The 17,000-nt window shown below is 69.0% G+C and carries 11 protein-coding genes; 3 read left to right on the forward strand and 8 right to left on the reverse strand.

The window, feature by feature from the left end; all coding sequences use genetic code 11:
- Positions 1–11 precede the first annotated feature (11 nt).
- From pulA to N4R40_RS08975, 5 genes are all read right to left on the reverse strand, one after another.
- Positions 12–6,068: a pullulanase-type alpha-1,6-glucosidase gene (gene pulA, locus N4R40_RS08955; RefSeq protein ID WP_261607020.1), complete on the reverse strand. Its 6,057-nt coding sequence runs from the start codon at positions 6,066–6,068 to the stop codon at positions 12–14.
- Positions 6,069–6,245: 177 nt separating this feature from the next.
- On the reverse strand, positions 6,246–7,430 hold the full coding sequence (locus N4R40_RS08960; RefSeq protein ID WP_261607021.1) for a bifunctional 2-methylcitrate synthase/citrate synthase: 1,185 nt from the start codon (positions 7,428–7,430) through the stop codon (positions 6,246–6,248).
- A 44-nt stretch (positions 7,431–7,474) separates the two neighbouring features.
- On the reverse strand, positions 7,475–8,374 hold the full coding sequence (gene prpB, locus N4R40_RS08965) for a methylisocitrate lyase (protein WP_261607022.1): 900 nt from the start codon (positions 8,372–8,374) through the stop codon (positions 7,475–7,477).
- A 148-nt stretch (positions 8,375–8,522) separates the two neighbouring features.
- A complete protein-coding gene (locus N4R40_RS08970; protein WP_261607023.1) occupies positions 8,523–10,037 on the reverse strand; it encodes an MmgE/PrpD family protein in 1,515 nt (504 codons plus the stop codon).
- On the reverse strand, positions 10,034–10,687 hold the full coding sequence (locus N4R40_RS08975; protein WP_261607024.1) for a GntR family transcriptional regulator: 654 nt from the start codon (positions 10,685–10,687) through the stop codon (positions 10,034–10,036). The genes N4R40_RS08970 and N4R40_RS08975 overlap by 4 nt, the downstream gene beginning before the upstream one ends.
- A 149-nt stretch (positions 10,688–10,836) precedes the next feature.
- Here N4R40_RS08975 and N4R40_RS08980 point away from each other — a divergent pair, with 149 nt between their 5' ends.
- From N4R40_RS08980 to N4R40_RS08990, 3 genes are read left to right on the forward strand one after another with little or no spacing between them, the layout of a single operon-like run.
- On the forward strand, positions 10,837–11,802 hold the full coding sequence (locus tag N4R40_RS08980) for an ABC transporter ATP-binding protein (RefSeq protein ID WP_261607025.1): 966 nt from the start codon (positions 10,837–10,839) through the stop codon (positions 11,800–11,802).
- The gene (locus N4R40_RS08985; protein ID WP_261607026.1) at positions 11,799–13,418 is read left to right on the forward strand and encodes an ABC transporter permease; all 1,620 of its coding nucleotides are present in this window, start codon (positions 11,799–11,801) and stop codon (positions 13,416–13,418) included. Before N4R40_RS08980 ends, N4R40_RS08985 begins: the two co-directional genes overlap by 4 nt.
- A gap of 17 nt (positions 13,419–13,435) precedes the next feature.
- A complete protein-coding gene (locus N4R40_RS08990; RefSeq protein ID WP_261607027.1) occupies positions 13,436–13,966 on the forward strand; it encodes a ribonuclease H family protein in 531 nt (176 codons plus the stop codon).
- A gap of 9 nt (positions 13,967–13,975) precedes the next feature.
- On the opposite strand, the gene N4R40_RS08995 is transcribed toward N4R40_RS08990, so the two are convergent.
- From N4R40_RS08995 to rlmN, 3 genes are read right to left on the reverse strand one after another with little or no spacing between them, the layout of a single operon-like run.
- Complete coding sequence (locus N4R40_RS08995) at positions 13,976–14,455, reverse strand: NUDIX domain-containing protein (protein ID WP_261607028.1); 480 nt, start codon at positions 14,453–14,455, stop codon at positions 13,976–13,978.
- A 3-nt stretch (positions 14,456–14,458) separates the two neighbouring features.
- Entirely contained in the window at positions 14,459–15,472 is a 1,014-nt protein-coding gene (locus N4R40_RS09000) for an aldo/keto reductase family protein (RefSeq protein WP_261607029.1), read from the reverse strand.
- Between the two features lie 34 nt (positions 15,473–15,506).
- Positions 15,507–16,754: a 23S rRNA (adenine(2503)-C(2))-methyltransferase RlmN gene (rlmN, locus tag N4R40_RS09005; protein WP_261607030.1), complete on the reverse strand. Its 1,248-nt coding sequence runs from the start codon at positions 16,752–16,754 to the stop codon at positions 15,507–15,509.
- Between the last annotated feature and the right edge of the window lie 246 nt (positions 16,755–17,000).

Consider the following 17,000-nt stretch of genomic DNA (forward strand, 5'->3'; position numbering starts at 1 on the left):
GACGTCTACCCTCAGTAGGCGACGACCGGTAGCACCCCGCGTGCCCGCGCGTCAAGCCAGCCCGGCTCCCCGTCGAAGGAGACGCGCAGCACGTGCAGTCCCCGGCCGAGCTTCGGAACGGTCACCGAGAACCTGCCCCGGTCGCCCGCGGCGATCTGCACCGTGGCGACGACCCGACCGTTGTCGGTCACCGTGACCGTGCCCACGGTGGCGCTGCGATCGTCCGCTGTGACGCGGCCTCCCACCATGACCGACGATCCGGCGCGCACCAGCGGGCGATCGGGCTGCGCGAAGACGTGGGTCGCGACCTCGGTGACCTGCGGCTCCGTGAGCACCGCGACCGACCGGGCGGGCACCGTGACCGCACCGGATGCGGCATCCCACGTCGTCGTCTTCACGACGGCATCCGAGCCGTTCGCCTGGGCAGCGGTCAGCGCGAATGACCGGCCCGCGAGCGCGGGCACCGTCTGCGTCACAGGCTCGGGCGACGCGTTGAACACGACGAGGGCACCCGCGAGATCCGGGTCGACGTCGTCGCCGACGCGGTCGTCGATCAGCATGGTGATGACGCCGGGCGCGGCTCCCGGGCCGCTGTTCGGGAACGACACCTTCTGCTCGATACGCTCCGCCGAACCCAGCCGCAGCAGCGGCACCTCACGGCGCACGCGGAGCAGGTCGAGGGCGGCGGCTTCGGCGGCGGCGATGTCGGCCGCGCCGGGCTTGAGCGCTGGGTCGGCCAGCAGCGGCTGCATGACCGGCCACTTGTCCTTGTTGTCGGCCGCGGGAGGCAGGCCCGACCCGAACGTCGAGGTCTGGCCGGTCCAGTCGATGCGGTTGAACCAATCTCCCGAGTTGTAGCTGTTGCGATCGAGCGACTTCGACCGCAGCAGCTCGGTGCCGGCGTGCCAGAACGACGGCGTCTGGGCGAGGGTCACCGTGCCGAGCGACAGCGTGTTCATGCGCACGCGATCGGCCATGGTCGTGTCTGTCGGCAGCTTCAGCACACCGAGGTCGTACAGCGTCTCGTTGTCGTGCGCGTCGACGTAGCTGATGATCTCCTCGGGCTGGGCGGCGTAGCCGGCCGCCTGACCGTTGTAGTCGAGCTCGGCCCCCGTCTTCACCGCGCCGTCGGCCGTGGCGAACGAGAAGTCCGCCAGGTTGCCCGCGAGCCCGAGCTTGACGAGATCGGTCTGATGACCCAGGTCTCGGAGCGCCTGCTCGGCGGTCCCGTTGATCGGATCGCCGTTGGGATCGGTCGCGAGCCCGGTGCCGAAGCCCTGCCGGAACGTCGAGCCGCTGTCGACCGGGCTGCCGCCGTGGACGGCGTCGCGCAGGCGATCGCTGAACGTCCCGATGCCGGTGCCGCCGAGGTTGCCCTGCCGCGCCTGCACGAAGAGCGCGTCATCCTGCACCTCTCCGAAGTTCCAGCCCTCGCCGTAGAGATAGATGCTCTTGCCGTCGACACCGTCCTTCTTCAGCGTCAGCTCGTCGAGCGCGGCACGCGCAGCCAGCAGGTTCTCCTTCGAGTGGTGCCCCATGAGGTCGAAGCGGAAGCCGTCGACCTTGTACTCCTTCGCCCAGAGCACGAGCGAATCGACCATCAGCTTCTGCGCCACCCGGTGCTCGGTCGCGACGTTCTGGCAGCACGTCGAGGTTTGCACCGCACCGCTGGCGTCGAGCCGCTGGTAATAGCCCGGCACCACCTGGTCGAGCACCGAGGTGTCGGCCTGTCCCGACGCCGAGGTGTGGTTGAACACCTCATCGAGCACCACCTGCAGCCCCATCTTGTGGAGCGAGCCCACCATCGTCCGGAACTCGCCGATGCGTGCTCCGCCCTCGGGGTTCGTCGCGTACGAGCCCTCCGGCGCCGAATAGTGGAACGGGTCGTAGCCCCAGTTGAACCCGTCGGTGTCGGCGACCGCCTGCACGCACGCCTGCTGCTGGTCGGAGTCGGCCGGCAGCGCCGCGAGGTCGCACCCCGGCACGGCCTGGGCTGCGCGGTCTTCTTCGATCGTCGCGATGTCGAACGACGGCAGCAGGTGCACCGTGTTGATGCCGGCGGATGCCAGCTGCTTCAGCTGCGCCGTGCCCGCGCCGTCGCGCGCGAAAGCGAGGTAGGTGCCGCGCTCGTTCTCGGGCACCGACTCATCGGTGATCGAGAAATCGCGGATGTGCAGCTCGTAGATGGCACGGTCGACGTCGCGGGCGATCACGGGCGCCTTCGCCTTCGTCCATACCGCGGGCTTCCACGCCTTGTCGTCCAGGTCGACCGCGACCGAGCGCGTGGAGTTCGTCGTGAGCGCGACCGACGCGGGGTCGGTGACCCGGTTGGTCTCGACCTTCGCGGTCGTGGGGGCGTAGACCACCACCTCCCACAGGTACTCGTCGCCCTTCAGCGCCGTGCGTCCGGCGACGGTCCACGTGCCGGATGCCGCATCGAAGGATGCCGCATGCCGCGTCGGGTCGCCGGTGGCGCCGGCATCCCACGTGAGCAGCGTCGCCGACTGCGCCGTCGGCGCCCACAGACGGAAGGTCGGCTTCGACCCCCGGAACGACACCCCGAGCACATCGTCCTCCGCGGCGTCCGCGTACAGGTCGTCGAGCACGCCCGGGATCTGCACGCCGGTGAACGCCGTGAGCTTTCCGTCTGCGGCGCGCTGCGCGACGGCGACCTGTCCGCGCAGGAGCGCGGCGACCGCATCCCGATCCTGCCCCTCGATGTGCAGGGCGACGTAGCCGGACAGAGCGGGGAAGCGCGCACGCTGCGCCTCGGTGAGCCCCGAGTCGACGCGGGTGAGGGCGATGGGCTCAGCGCCGGTCACCTCCCCGTCGGCGACGGCGAGGCCGGCGGTCTGCGATCCGTACAGCGCGAAGCTCGCGCCCGTCGCCGCGCCGAGATCACCCGGCCAGGCGATCGTCTCGGCGTCGATCCAGTGCGCGCGCGACTGACCGGTGCCGGCCAGCGGCGGGTCGGCCGAGACGATCTCGAGCCGGTGGGTCGTGGCGTCGTAGGTGAAGGTCACGCGCTTGCCTTCGGTGGCCGAGAAGGCGATGTTGGCGCCGCCCGCGGCACCGTCGGCACCGTAGTTCTCATCCCAGCTGAGGCCGTGCGCGACCTTGACCTCGTACGACCCGGTGGGCAGCTTGCTGGTCGAGAAGGTGTACACGCCGTCGCGGTCGCCGTCGAACATCATCGCGCGCAGGCACTCCGGCGACCAGTCGGCGGCACACCCGAGTTCGGACTGGAACGATCCCGCGAGGGTCACGACCGGGCCGTCATCGCTCGACTGCACGACCTTCGTGCGCGGATCGAACCAGAAGGTCACGGGGCCGCCCGGATGGGTGAGCACGATGTTGGGGCCGCTCGCGACGCCGTTGGCGCCGTAGTTCTCGTCCCAGCTCTTCTCCGTCGCGACCTTGTACTCGTAGTCGCCGGCAGGGAGGTCGACCGTGAGCTGCCAGATCCCGTCGACCTGCGTCATCTGCGCCTGGTCGCAGTCGGGGGCCCAGTCGCCCGCGCACCCCATCTCGGAGTTGAGCGAGCCGGGGATGCTGACGGCGCCGTACGGGGTCGCGTCGTCGGGCTCTTCGGGCACGACGTCGGCGGCGAGGTTCACCCGGTTGCCGACGGACGCGTACGTCGACGCGGCGGAGCGGTGGCCGGCGGCATCCGTCGACACCGCGCGGTACTCCACGAGGGTTCCCGCGGCGAGGCCCGTCACGTCGTGGAAGACGCCGGGGGTCGTGTCTTCGGCGGTGCCGAGCGACTGCCACTGGTCGCCGCCCACGACGCGCCACGCGAAGCTCGTCTGCCGCCACGACTGATCGGCGCTCGCCGAGACAGCGGCCTGGCCGGTCAGCGCCGCGCCGGCTGCCGGTACGGACACCGCGAGCGGCACCGCCTCGGCGGGTGACGTGACGGGCGACCCGGCCCGGTAGACGACGGCCGAGAGCGCCGGGACCGTGATGGACGCCGCGGCATCGGCACCGGTGGCGACCGTGCCGGTCGCGCCGTACAGGCCCGTGAACGAGGCATCCGCCGTCAGCGTCGGCACCGTGACGGTCGCCGCGGACGAGGTGTTGTTGAGCGCGACGAGGTACTCGATCTTCTCACCCGCGTCGACGCGCGACAACGCGTAGACGCCGTCGCCTGCATAGCGCTCGATCTGCGCGCCGTCGACGAGGGCCGGGTGGTCCTTCCGCAGCGCAGCGAGGTCGGCGACGTGCGTGTACACCGCGGTGTCGGTGTCGTAGCGGTCGACGGATCCGACGGTCGTGCCGTCGATCAGGGTCTGGTTCTGGTACTCGGCGACCTGGCTGGCGAACAGGCTCTGCCGCGCGCTCTTGTCGCCGCCCGGTTCGTCGCCCGTGAAGCCCTGCTCGTCGCCGTAGTAGACGACCGGCTGACCGCGGCTGAGGAAGAGCAGGTCGTGCGCCAGCAAGTCGCGGGCGGCGGCATCGGGCGTGTTCTTCAGGAAGTAGCCGATGCGGCCCATGTCGTGGTTGCCGAGGAAGGTCGGCAGTGCGGTCGCCGACGAGTCCGGCGTCGTGTAACGGTCGTCACCGGCGAACATCTTCTGCAGCACCTGCGCGTCACCGCCCTTGGCGAAGCTCGTCGCCGCCGACTGGAACGCGAAGTCGAGCACCGAGTTCATGTCGGTGTCGCGGACGTACGGCGAGAGCGTCGCAGGATCGGCGTCGTAGACCTCGCCGAACATGAAGAAGTCGGGCTTGCCCTGCGCATGCGCGTAGTCGAGTACGTCCTTCGTCCAGGTCTTCCAGAACGGGAAGTCGACGTGTTTGGCGGTGTCGATGCGGAACCCGTCGATGCCGAAATCGATCCAGCTCTTGTAGACGTCGGCGAAGCCGTTCACGACCGTCGGGCTCTCGGTCATGAGGTCGTCGAGACCCGAGAAGTCGCCGTAGGTGGTCGATTCGCCCGAATACGTCGAGTCGCCGCGGTTGTGGTACAGCGTCACGTCGTTGAGCCAGGCGGGCACCTTGAGATCTGCCTCGGCGGGCGCCACGACCGGCGTGTACGGGAAGCTCGTGGCGGCATCCATCGCCGGGAACGTGCCGGTCCCGGCGTAGTCGGCGGGGTCGAACGGCGTCCCAGCGGCATCCCGGTAGGGCTTCGTGGCCTGATCGACGTAGGTGTACTGGTTCTCGGCGTACGAGATGACGTCGGCGGTGTGGTTGGTGATGATGTCGAAATACACGTCGATGCCGCGGGCGTGCGCGTCGTCGATGAAGGCCTTGAGCTCGTCGTTCGTCCCCAGGTGCGGGTCGATGCGGGTGAAGTCGGTGATCCAGTACCCGTGGTACCCGGCACTCGCGTTCGCACCCTCGCCCTGGACGGGTTTGTTCATGAAGCTCGGCGTGAGCCAGATCGCGGTCGTGCCGAGACCGGAGATGTAGTCGAGGTTCTGCCGCAGCCCCGCGATGTCACCGCCGTTGTAGAAGCCGGAGGAGGTCTTGTCGAGTCCGGTGGCGAGCCGGTCGCCCGAGAGCCCGCCGGTGTCGTTGGCGGGGTCACCGTTGGCGAACCGGTCGGTCATGACGAAGTAGAACTGCTGACCGTCGCCGGCTTGACGCACCGGTGCCGACACCAGCGCGTCGTCGGCGGACGTGTAGCCGGATGCCAGGGACAGCGCCTCGATGCCGATGCGGTGCGACTCGTCGTCGTAGACGAAACGGAGCGTCGCGGGGCCGCCGACCGTCAGCGGGATGTTCGCGCCGCCCGCCGCGCCGTCGGCGCCGTAGCTCTCGTCCCACCCACCGTCGAGCGCGACCTTGTAGGAGTAGGTGCCGGCCGGGACGTCGAACGTCGCCGCGTACTGCGTCGTCCCGTCGACCGCCTCGAGGGTCGTCGCCGCGCAGGTCGGGTCCCAGTCGCCGGGGCAGCCGAGCTCGCTCTGCAGGTCGCCCACGATGGCGGGGCTGCGGTCGGCCGCAAGCGTCGGGGTCGCCGCGAGGGCGACGGACCCGGCGGCGACCAGGAGGGCGCTCGTGAACAAGGCGAGGGCTCGCCGGGTGGAGGTGGAGAAAGTCGTCGTCGACTGAGGCACGCGGAGCTCCCGGGGTGTGCGGGCACGGCGCCGTGCCCTCTGCGGTCGCCTCCGACGCTACTGTGAACGGTCACAGTTTGGGATGAGAAGTCTCTCATCCCGGCAGCCGGGCGAATCCGGCTGCGCGTGAGCCGCCCTGTCAGACCTCCGCGTCAGCCGTCCTCGTCAGCTCCCGCGTCAGCCCTCGGCTTCCACTTCGCGGAGCGAGATCGTGGACGTACCGACTTCGTCGACGAATCCGTCGATGTGGCGCTCGTCGGGGCCGACATACTCCGACAGGGGACGGATCAGGGCGTTCGCCGCCGTCTGCTCCATGACGTGCGCGGTCCACCCGACGACCCGCGCGGCAACGAAGAGCGGCGTGAAGGTGAGGGTGTCGAACCCCATCAGGTTGTAGGCCGGACCGGACGGGTAATCCAAGTTCGGGTAGATCCCCTTCCGGGCCACGAACTCCGACTCGAGGGTCGTGTAGAGCGCCTCGACGTCGGGCCGGTCGTAGTAGGCGATGAGGGTGTCCAGCGCCGCCTTCATCGTCGGCACGCGCGAGTCGCCGTGCTTGTAGACGCGGTGACCGAAGCCCATGATCTTGCGCTTGTGGGCCAGGGCGTCGTCGAGCCAGGCGACGACGTTGTCGGCATCCCCGATCTCGTCGAAAATGTGCAGCACCGCTTCGTTCGCCCCGCCGTGCAGGGGCCCCTTGAGCGCCCCGATCGCACCGACGACAGCCGAGTACAGATCGCTCAGCGTCGACGTGATGACGCGCGCGGTGAACGTCGACGCGTTGAACGAGTGCTCCGCGTACAGAATCATCGAGCGGTTGAACGCGTCGACGACGACGGGGTCGAACTCCTCGCCGAAGGTCATCCAGAGGAAGTTGGCGGCGTAGTCGAGATCATCGCGCGGCGGGATGAGGTCCTGTCCGCGGCGGCGGCGCTGCCCGTACGCGACGATCGCCGGGAGCGCCGCGAAGAGGCGGATGCTGCGCTCGAGGTTCTGTTCCGGGGTGCCGCTCGCGTCGAGCACCGACCCCGTCCCGGCGAGGTCCCGCGCGCCGAGGGCGCTGACCGCCGATCGGATCTCGTCCATCGGGTGCGCCCCCAGAGGGGTGAGGTCGATGACGGCTTTCACGTCATCGGCGAGGGCGCGGTGGGCGCGCTCGGTGGCCCGCAGCTCGGCGAGTTGAGCGGCATCCGGGAGCTCGCCGTTCCACAGCAGGTAGGCGACCGCCTCGGCGGATTGCGTCGCCGCGAGCTCGTGCACCGGGTATCCCCGATAGAGCAGCGAGTTCGTTTCCGGGTTGACCTTGCTGACCGCGGTGACGTCGGCGACAACCCCGGCAAGGCCCTTCTTGATGTCCGTCATAGTGCTCGATCCTCTCTCATCACCCGGTCGCCGGGCGAAAGGTGTCATCGGTCGATCTGGAAGGTGAAGACGTTGGTGTCGAAGTGGCTGTACGACTCGTAGTCGAGCAGGTCGTACAGATCGGCGCGATGCTGCATCTCGTCGAGGCGGCTCGTGAGGTGACCGGCTTCCGTCAGGGTATCGAGAGCTCGGCCCGCGGCTCCCATCGCCATCCGCAGAAGCGACACCGGCCAGATGACGAGCTGAACACCGGCATCCGTCAACTGGTCCACGGAGAACAGTTCGCTCTTCCCGAACTCGGTCATGTTCGCGAGGATCGGCACGTCCAGGGCGTCGGCCATGGCCTCGAACTCGCCGAGGTCCTTCATCGCCTCGGGGAAGATCGCGTCGGCCCCGGCATCCACCAGCGCTTTCGCGCGGTCGATCGCGGCGGGCAGCCCTTCGACGGCGCGGATGTCGGTGCGCGCCATGATGAGGAAGTTTGGGTCGCGGCGGGCATCGACTGCGGCGCGGATGCGCTTGATCGCTGTGTTCTCGTCGACGACCGATTTTCCGTCGAGGTGACCGCAGCGCTTCGGATTGACCTGGTCCTCGATGTGCGTGCCGGCGAGGCCCGCGTCTTCGAGGGTCTGAATCGTGCGCGCCACGTTCATCGGCTCGCCGAAGCCGGTGTCGGCGTCGATGATCGCGGGGAGATCGGTCATGCGCGCGATCTGTTGACCGCGGCCGGCGACCTCGGTCAGCGTCGTCAGGCCGATGTCGGGGAGGCCGAGGTCGGCCGACAGGACGGCGCCCGAGATGTACACCCCGTCGAAGCCCTTCTGCTCGATGAGCCGTGCCGACAGCGGATTGAAGGCGCCCGGAAACCGCAGCATCTCGCCTGCGGCGAGCCGCTCCCGGAGGATCCGCCGCTTTTCAGCGGCCGGCGTCTGTGCATACAACATCAGCTCTTCCCTTTCCGCGCGACGTCTCGCCGCGCCCGCGTACCGACTGCAGGATCAGACCACAGGCCCGGGCCCCGAGAGCCGTCTACCGACACGATTGGTGTGGTCTGATCCTGCAAACGGTACGGGGAGAGCGCGGTGGCCGGCATCAGAACAGGCCGGTCGGGGACGGGGCGGAGGCCAGAACGCCGTCGCGGGCGACGATGTTGAGCTCCCGCACCTCCGCGGGGGTGAGTGCGGGCAGGCGCTCGGCGAGATCCAGGAAGCGGTCGATCTCGGCGGAAGTCAGGACGGGCTCGGCCAGGAGCCGGAACTTCGCGATGTAGTCCGCACGCGCGAACGGGCGGGCGCCGAGCGGGTGGGCGTCGGCGACAGCGATCTCATCGACGATGGTCGAGCCGTCGGTCAGAGTGATCTCGACGCGACCGCCGAAGGCCTTCTCGGCCGGGTCTTCGGAGTGGTAGCGCCGCGTCCACTCGGCATCCTCCGCGGTCGTGACCTTCTGCCACAGCGCGACGGTATCGGCGCGCTGTGCGCGCGACGGCAGATAGGAGTCCACGTGGTGCCAGCCGCCGTCCTGCAGCGCGACCGTGAAGATGTACGGGATCGAGTGGTCGAGGGTCTCGCGCGATGCGGTCGGGTCGTACTTCTGGGGATCGTTCGCGCCCGAGCCGATCACGTAGTGGGTGTGGTGCGAAGTGTGCAGCACGATCGCGGCGACATCGGCCGGGTCGAAGGAGCGTTCGCCGTGGAGCTTCCGGGCCAGGTCGATCCATGCCTGCGCCTGGTACTCCGCCGAGTGCTCCTTCGTGTACGAATCGAGGATCGCGCGCTTGGCCTCTCCGGTGGCCGGCAACGGGACGTCGTAGGCGGCCTGCGGGCCGTCCAGCATCCAGGCGATGACGCCGTCTTCGCCTTCGTAGATCGGCGCCGGGCTCGTCTCACCACGCATCGCGCGATCGACGGCTTCGACGGCCATCTTGCCGGCGAAGGCGGGAGCGTGCGCCTTCCACGTCGAGATCTCGCCCTTGCGCGACTGGCGCGTCGCGGTCGTGGTGTGCAGGGCCTGGGCGACGGCCTGTGCGATGACCCCGGCATCCAATCCGAGGAGCGTGCCGATGCCGGCCGCGGCGGAGGGGCCGAGATGGGCGACGTGGTCGATCTTGTGCTTGTGCAGGCAGATCGCCTTCACGAGGTCGACCTGGATCTCGTATCCGGTCGCGAGCCCCCGGACGAGCGCGGCGCCGTCGGCACCGACGTGCTGGGCGACCGCGAGGATCGGCGGGATGTTGTCGCCCGGGTGCGAATACTCGGCCGCGAGGAAGGTGTCGTGGTAGTCCAGTTCGCGTACGGCGACACCGTTGGCCCACGCCGCCCACTCGGGGCTCGAGAGTTCTTCGGTGCCGAAGACGCTCGCGCCGGCGCCGTTCCGCGACACGGGGTGGTCGAGCGCCTGCGCCCGCGCGGCGCTGACCGGCGCCCGGGTGAGGGATGCCGCGGCCACCGCCGCATTGTCGATCACGCGGTTGATGATCATGTCGACCACCTCGGGTTCCACCTCGACCGGGTCGACGGCGACCTGGGCGATCTTGAACGCGAGCTGGTCTTCCCGGGCGAGTTCTTCCTCGCTCCGGTGGACGCGGACGTGATGTGTGACGGTCATGCGGGGACCCTTCCGGTCGGTGTCTCGTCGCTCTCCAGCGATCCGAGGATGCTGGTCAGCGCATTGTGCAGATGGACGTGCGTGGCGTGCGCGGCAAGGTCGGCATCGCGGTCGGCCACGGCGGCGGCGATCAGCCGATGTTCCGCGACGGATGCCGCCAGGCGCGCCGGATTGTCGCGGGCGAGGCGGCGCACGCGCACGAGGTGCGTGCGGATCGTCCGCAACGCCCCGGTGAGATAGTCGTTGGCGACCGCGGCATCGAGCGCGGCGTCGAAGCGTGCGATGAGCTCGTAGTACGCGTCGGGAGTTGCGGCTGCATCCATGTCGGTGAACTCGGCGGCGAGCGCGGCGAACAGCGCGGCATCGCCGCGAGCGGACGCCAGCCGCGCAGCGGTCTCTTCCAGAGCGCGGCGCACCTCGAAAAGCTCTCGGATGTCACCGGTGTCGATGTCGGCGACGACGGTGACACGGGGTGATGCCTGGACGACGAGGCCATCGGCGACCAGGCGCCCGAGAGCTTCGCGGAGCGGCGTGCGGCTGACGCCGAGCCGCGTGGACTGCTCGACTTCACCGAGGACGGCGCCGGCCGCGAGGGCGCCGGACTGGATCTCGTCGAGAAGCGTGCGGTACGCGCGGTCACTGGCCCTCATGCGCTGCACCTCCTCGTCGCTTCTCGCCCAGTGTATACATAAAGCCAACGGAAGTCGACGTACAGTCACAGCGATCACCCTTTCGTATACACGAGAGCGGAGACGCATGTCCTCTCGCGCGGTGACCCGATCGGGCGTAGCGTCTGCTCATGGGCACCGTCATCCGCGCCGAAGGGCTGCAGAAGCGCTACGGCCATACCCTCGCACTCGACGGTCTCGACCTCATTGTGGACGCGGGCCACGTTCACGGATTCCTGGGACCGAACGGGGCCGGCAAGTCCACGACCATCCGCATCCTGTTGGGCCTGGCTCGCGCGACGGGTGGCCAGGTCACGGTGTTCGATGCCGATCCGTGGGAATCTGCCGCGACGCTGCACCGTCGCATCGCGTATGTTCCGGGTGATGTCAGCACGTGGCCGAACCTCTCCGGCGGCGAGGCGATCGACCTCCTGGCGCGGTTGCGCGGTGTGACGCGCCACGACGATCACTACCGCGCTGAGCGGGCACGACTGATGGATGCCTTTCACTTCGACCCCACGGTGAAAGGACGCGCCTACTCGAAGGGCAACCGCCAGAAAGTCGCGCTGATCGCCGCATTCGCGGCGCCCGCAGATCTGTACATCCTCGACGAGCCGACGAGCGGCCTGGACCCCGTGATGGAAGTCGTCTTCCGGCACGAGATCAGGCGCGTGCGCGGCGACGGGGCGACCGTCCTTCTGTCGAGCCACATTCTGTCGGAGGTCGAGGTCCTGTGCGACCGGTTGTCGATCATCCGCACCGGCCGCATCGTCGAATCCGGGACGCTCGCCGAGCTCCGCCACCTCACTCGTACCCAGGTCTCCTTCGTCGCCGAGGGCGTCGCTGCGTCGGCCGAGATCCCGGGGGCACACGACCGACGCACGATCGATGGGCGGGTCACTTTCACACTCGATTCGGATGCCGTGACCGCCGCGCTTCCGGCGATTGCCGCCGCCGGGGCAACGGGGCTGCAGATCGTGCCGCCGAGCCTCGAGGAGCTCTTCCTTCGGCAATACGGGGATGCGGCGCCTGGGGATGACGCGGCGCCGGCCGAGGCCGCGCCGGCCACCCGACGGGAACGCCGGGAGCGGCGATGACCGGTGTCGGCGCGCTCCTTCACCACCGATTGCGCCGCGACCGCTGGCAGCTGCTGATGTGGATCGGCGGGACGGCGCTGCTGGCGGCATCCGCCTTCGCCGGCGTGCAGAGCAGTTTCGGCACACTCGCGCACCGCGAAGCGCTGCTGGCGACCGTCATGGTCAATCCGGTCATCCTGTTGTTCCGCGGGCTGCCGTCGGGGGCCGACGAGGGCGCGTTCCTGGTGTTCCTGATCCTCCCGTTCCTCGCGATGGCCGCAGCATTCATGAGCTCGTTCCTGGCGGTGCGCCACACCCGCGGTGAGGAGGAATCCGGGCGCGGCGACCTCATCGCGGCGACGCCGGCCGGCCGCACCGCGCCGCTGATCGCGACGCTCATCGAAGGCCTCGCCGCGAATATCCTGCTCGCGACGCTGGTCGCTGCGGTCTTCGTCGGCTCAGGCGAGGCGATCGGGGGCGCGGTGCTCGTGGGACTGGCCACGGCGAGCGTCGGCGTGGTCTTCCTCGGTGTCGCATTGTTGGCGGCGCAGCTCGTGCAGACGGCTCGTGCGGCGAACGCGATCGGCGTCTGGACGATCATGATCGGCTACCTCGTCGCAGGCCTCGGCAATGCGATCGGCACGCCGAGCGCCGATCTGGCTCGGATCGAGAGCGCTCCGCTCGCGTGGCTGTCGCCGTTCGGGTGGGCCGAACAGACGCGCCCCTTCGCCGACGACAGCCCGGCTCCCCTCCTGCTGAGTTTCACCGCCGCGGTGGTGGTGACAGGGGTGGCCGGCGCGATCGCCGTCCAGCGGGATGTCGGCGCGAGCGCCCTCCCCGACCGGCGCGGGCCGGCCGAAGCCAGCGGACTGTTGTCGACGCACACCGGACTGCTGTGGCGGCTGAGCTGGGCGGCCATCGCCGGATGGGCGGTGGGCGGACTGGTCATCGGCATCCTGGCGACGAAAATGGCTTCGGTGCTCGCCGATGTCGCAGGCGACCTCCCGGCGATCCAGCAGATCCTTCACGCAGTCGCGCAGCAGGGTTCGTTGACCCAAGGGTCGATCGTCATCTTCTTCACGATGCTCGGCGTGCTCGCGGGGTGCTGCGCGGTGCAACTCGTGTGTCGCGCACGGCAGGACGAGATGCGAGGTCTCGCCGAAGCGGTACTCGCCACGCCGCTCTCGCGCGTGCGATGGCTCAGCGGATACCTGCTGGTCGCCGCGGTCGGCATCATCGCGATCATCGGCGCGGGAATCATCGGCGCCGCGCTCGGACTCGCCTCGGTCGACGCTGCACCGGCCGAGCTGATGATGGATGCCGTGGTCACCGGCGCCGGCCAAGCCGGAGCGGCCGCGGTCTTCCTCGCACTGAGCGCCCTCGTGTTCGTGCTCGCCCCGCGCGCGACGATGACGCTGTCGTGGAGCCTGGTCATCCTGGGGTTGGTCGTCGGGCTCTTCGGGCCGCTGTTCGCCTTCCCCGACGCGCTCATCCACGTGTCACCCTTCGCGGCGACACCGGTTCCGAGCGGCGGGGATGTCGACCTGCGCGGGCTCTGGTGGGTGGCGCTCGTCACGGTCGGGGGAACCGCGGCATCCCTCCTGCTGATGCGACGTCGTGAGCTCGCCGGCCCCTGATCGGCTACCGTCGAGGGGTGACAGATAAGCCGTACACCGTGGCCACCGACGGCGCGTGCAAGGGCAATCCGGGGCCGACCGGCTGGGCATGGGTCGGTGAGGACGGGCACTGGGCCGCCGGCGCATTGCCGGAGGGCACGAACAACATCGGCGAGCTCCTGGGCATGCTGAAGGCGATCGAGGATCACGCCGATGTCGCGCATCTTCTGGTGCAGGCCGACTCCAAGTACGCGATCGACACGTACTCCTCGTGGATGGATGCGCACCGCCGCCGCGGCTGGAAGACCTCGACCGGAGCGCCGACCAAGAACCGCGACCTGCTCGAGCAGCTGATCATCGCACGCGATGCCCGCCGTGCCGCGGGACTCCCCGATGTCGTGTTGGAGCACGTGCGCGGTCACCGCGGGCACGTGCTCAACGAGTGGGCCGACGAGCGCGCTGTGCGCGGCGCCGAACATGCCGCGAAGGGCACCGCGAGCGCCTGGTCCTCGCTCGGCGGCCTCCACGAGCAGCTCGACGTGTCTTCCGCCCCCGCCAAGAAGCGCTGACACCCGCGATCACTGCGAGGCCGCGGCGAGATACTCCGCGAGACGATCGAGCGCGGGCCGCTGACCCTTCACCAGTCGAGGGCGCGCAACGTCGAGCGGCATCCACTCCGCACGATCGAGCTCGGGGAACCTCTGCCTCCGGCCGGAACGCGGGGGCCACTCGAGCTCGAACTCACCGAACGTAAAACCGGATGCAGGGAAGTCAGCTCCCTCGGCGACGAAAACGGTCACCCGTTTGCCGGAGGAGTACACGAAGCTCCCCAGCTCGGCGTAGCCGAGAGTCGGCGCGTCCACGCCCAGCTCTTCGCGGAACTCCCGCTTCGCCGCATCCAGCGGAGACTCGACCTCAGGGTCGTATTCCCCTTTGGGAATGGACCACGCTGCCGCGTCTTTCCCGACCCAGTACGGGCCACCCATGTGGGCGACGAGCACCTCGATCTCCCTCTCGGCGAGCCGATAGAGGAGAATCCCGGCGCTCGTCATCCCCATGGCTCAGGCGGGCCGACCCTTCGGCGACACGGTGTAGGTCTGCTCGACGTCGGTGACGGCGACGGGCGCGAGCGCCGCATCGATCGCCGCGAGGACCTCGGCATCCAGCACGACTCCGGAGGCCTTGACCGAGTCTTCGAGCTGCTCCGGACGTGACGCGCCGACGAGCGCCGCGGCGACGTTCGGGTTCTGCAGCACCCAGGCGATCGAGAGCTGCGGCAACGTGAGTCCGGCCTGTTCGGCGATGGGCTTCAGGTTCTGCACCGCCGTGAGGACGTCGTCCTTCATGAACCGCGAGATGAAGTTCGCGCCGCTCTTCTCGTCGGTCGCACGCGATCCCTCGGGCACCGGCTGACCGGGCAGATACTTACCGCTCAGCACTCCCTGCGCCATCGGCGACCAGACGATCTGCGAGATGCCGAGCTCTTCCGAGGCCGGCACGACCTTGCCCTCGATGACCCGCCACAGCGCGGAGTACTGCGGCTGGTTCGACACGAGCGGGAACTTCAGCTCCTTCGCGAGCGCAGCGCCCTCGCGCAGCTGCTCCGCCGTCCATTCCGAGACACCGATGTACATCGCCTTGCCCTGACGGACGATGTCGGCGAACGCCTGCATCGTCTCTTCGAGCGGGGTTTCGTAGTCGTAGCGGTGGGCCTGGTAAAGGTCGACGTAGTCCACGCCGAGCCGGCTGAGCGACCCATGGATGCCGTCGAAGATGTGCTTGCGCGACAGCCCTTGATCGTTCGGGCCCTTCTTGCCGATCGGCCAGTAGACCTTGGTGAAGACCTCGTAGTCCGTACGATCGAGGCCTTTGAGTGCCTCACCGAGGACGACCTCTGCGGCGGTGTTGGCATACGTGTCGGCGGTGTCGAACGAGGTGATGCCGAGATCCAGCGCCTTGTGGACCGTAGCGATGGCGGCCTCGTTGCCGACCTGCGACGCGTGCGTCACCCAGTTGCCGTAGGTGATCTCCGAGACCTTGAAGCCGCTGTTACCGAGATAGCGATAGTTGACCATGTCTCCACGCTACCGGCGCGGTGGATGCCGGGGGTCAGTCGGTCGGGACCCCGGCGGCGACGGCCTGGTCTTCTTCCGTCGCGACGAGCTGCCCGCAGGCGCCGTCGATCTCTTTGCCGCGCGTATCGCGGAGGGTCGTCGGAATGCCGGCTTCGTTGAGACGCCGGACGAACTCGTTCTGCACGGGGACCTCCGACGCCGTCCACACCGATCCCGGCGTCGGGTTCAGCGGGATGGGGTTCACGTGCACCCAGCCCCGCCCGCGGGCGTTGAGCTTGTCGGCGAGCAGGTCGGCACGCCACGCGTGGTCGTTCATGTCCTTGATCAGGGCATATTCGATCGAGACGCGACGCCCGGTCTTCTCGAAGTAGCCGCGGGCAGCGTCGAGGGCCTCATCGACTTTCCACCGCGAGTTGATCGGGATCATCTCGTCGCGCAGCAGATCGTCGGGGGCGTGCAACGACAGCGCGAAGGTCACCGGGATGTCCTCCGCGGCGAGCTTGTTGATCGCCGGCACGAGACCCACGGTCGAGACCGTGATGCCGCGGGCGCTCATCCCGAGTCCGTGCTTCTTGTCGACCATCGTGCGCACGGCCTGCATGACGCGGTTGTAGTTGGCGAGCGGCTCACCCATCCCCATGAAGACGATGTTCGTGACGCGCTCGTCCTCGTGCCCGACGCGGCGCGGGTCACCGAGACCGCCCTCGGCGATCAACCGATTGGCGCGCACGACCTGCTCGACGATCTCGGCCGCCGACATGTTCCGGGTGAGCCCGGCCTGCCCCGTCGCGCAGAACGGGCAGTTCATGCCGCAGCCCGCTTGCGACGACACGCAGAGCGTGATGCGGCCGGTGTAGCGCATGAGCACCGACTCGACGAGGGCGCCGTCGTGCAGCTTCCACAGGAACTTGATCGTGTCGCCGCGGTCGGTCTCGAGGCGTCGCACTTCGGTCAGCAGGTGCGGCAACATGCCGGCGGCCAGCTCATCACGACCGGATGCCGGCAGATCCGTCATGTGGGCGGGGTCGGACGTGTAGTGCTGGAAGTAGTGCTTCTCCAGCTGCGCGGCACGGAAGCCCGGCATCCCGAGCTCCTTCACCTTGGCGACGCGCTCGTCGGGCGTGAGGTCGGCCAGGTGGACCGGCGGCATGCCCTTCTTGGGCGCCGCGAACTGCAGGAGCGGCTTGCCGTCGGCATCGAGCTTCTGCGTCCAGCCTTCGGTGCGCGGGCGGACCTGCCGGGGGCCGGTGCTGCGCACGGGGGTGGATTCAGATTCGGTCATGTTCCCAGGGTATCGCCGGGCACCTGAGCAGCGGCCGCATCGGTACGAGGTGCAGGCTGAATCGGCGCGCGCGTGGCGTGAACGGCGGCCTCGGGTCGATCCAGCCTGCTTTCGTCACGCCGACCGAGGCGGCGAGCGAGGCGATGTGGCCCGGAGTCTTCCGACAGCACCCGCCGACGCACTCGGGCTTCTAGACTGCTGGCCATGAGCAATCCCGGCAACGCTGCCCACGCGGTCGCTGTGGAC

The sequence above is a fragment of the Microbacterium memoriense genome, assembly GCF_025398275.1.
In the GTDB taxonomy this organism is placed as follows: domain Bacteria; phylum Actinomycetota; class Actinomycetes; order Actinomycetales; family Microbacteriaceae; genus Microbacterium; species Microbacterium memoriense.

Coding starts and splice junctions, on each gene's coding strand:
- rlmN (WP_261607030.1), bottom strand. CDS start 16,754: ATGACCGAATCTGAATCCACCCCCGTGCGCAGCACCGGCCCCCGGCAG.
- N4R40_RS08980 (WP_261607025.1), top strand. CDS start 10,837: ATGGGCACCGTCATCCGCGCCGAAGGGCTGCAGAAGCGCTACGGCCAT.
- N4R40_RS08975 (WP_261607024.1), bottom strand. CDS start 10,687: ATGAGGGCCAGTGACCGCGCGTACCGCACGCTTCTCGACGAGATCCAG.
- N4R40_RS09000 (WP_261607029.1), bottom strand. CDS start 15,472: ATGGTCAACTATCGCTATCTCGGTAACAGCGGCTTCAAGGTCTCGGAG.
- N4R40_RS08970 (WP_261607023.1), bottom strand. CDS start 10,037: ATGACCGTCACACATCACGTCCGCGTCCACCGGAGCGAGGAAGAACTC.
- N4R40_RS08960 (WP_261607021.1), bottom strand. CDS start 7,430: ATGACGGACATCAAGAAGGGCCTTGCCGGGGTTGTCGCCGACGTCACC.
- N4R40_RS08995 (WP_261607028.1), bottom strand. CDS start 14,455: ATGGGGATGACGAGCGCCGGGATTCTCCTCTATCGGCTCGCCGAGAGG.
- prpB (WP_261607022.1), bottom strand. CDS start 8,374: ATGTTGTATGCACAGACGCCGGCCGCTGAAAAGCGGCGGATCCTCCGG.
- N4R40_RS08985 (WP_261607026.1), top strand. CDS start 11,799: ATGACCGGTGTCGGCGCGCTCCTTCACCACCGATTGCGCCGCGACCGC.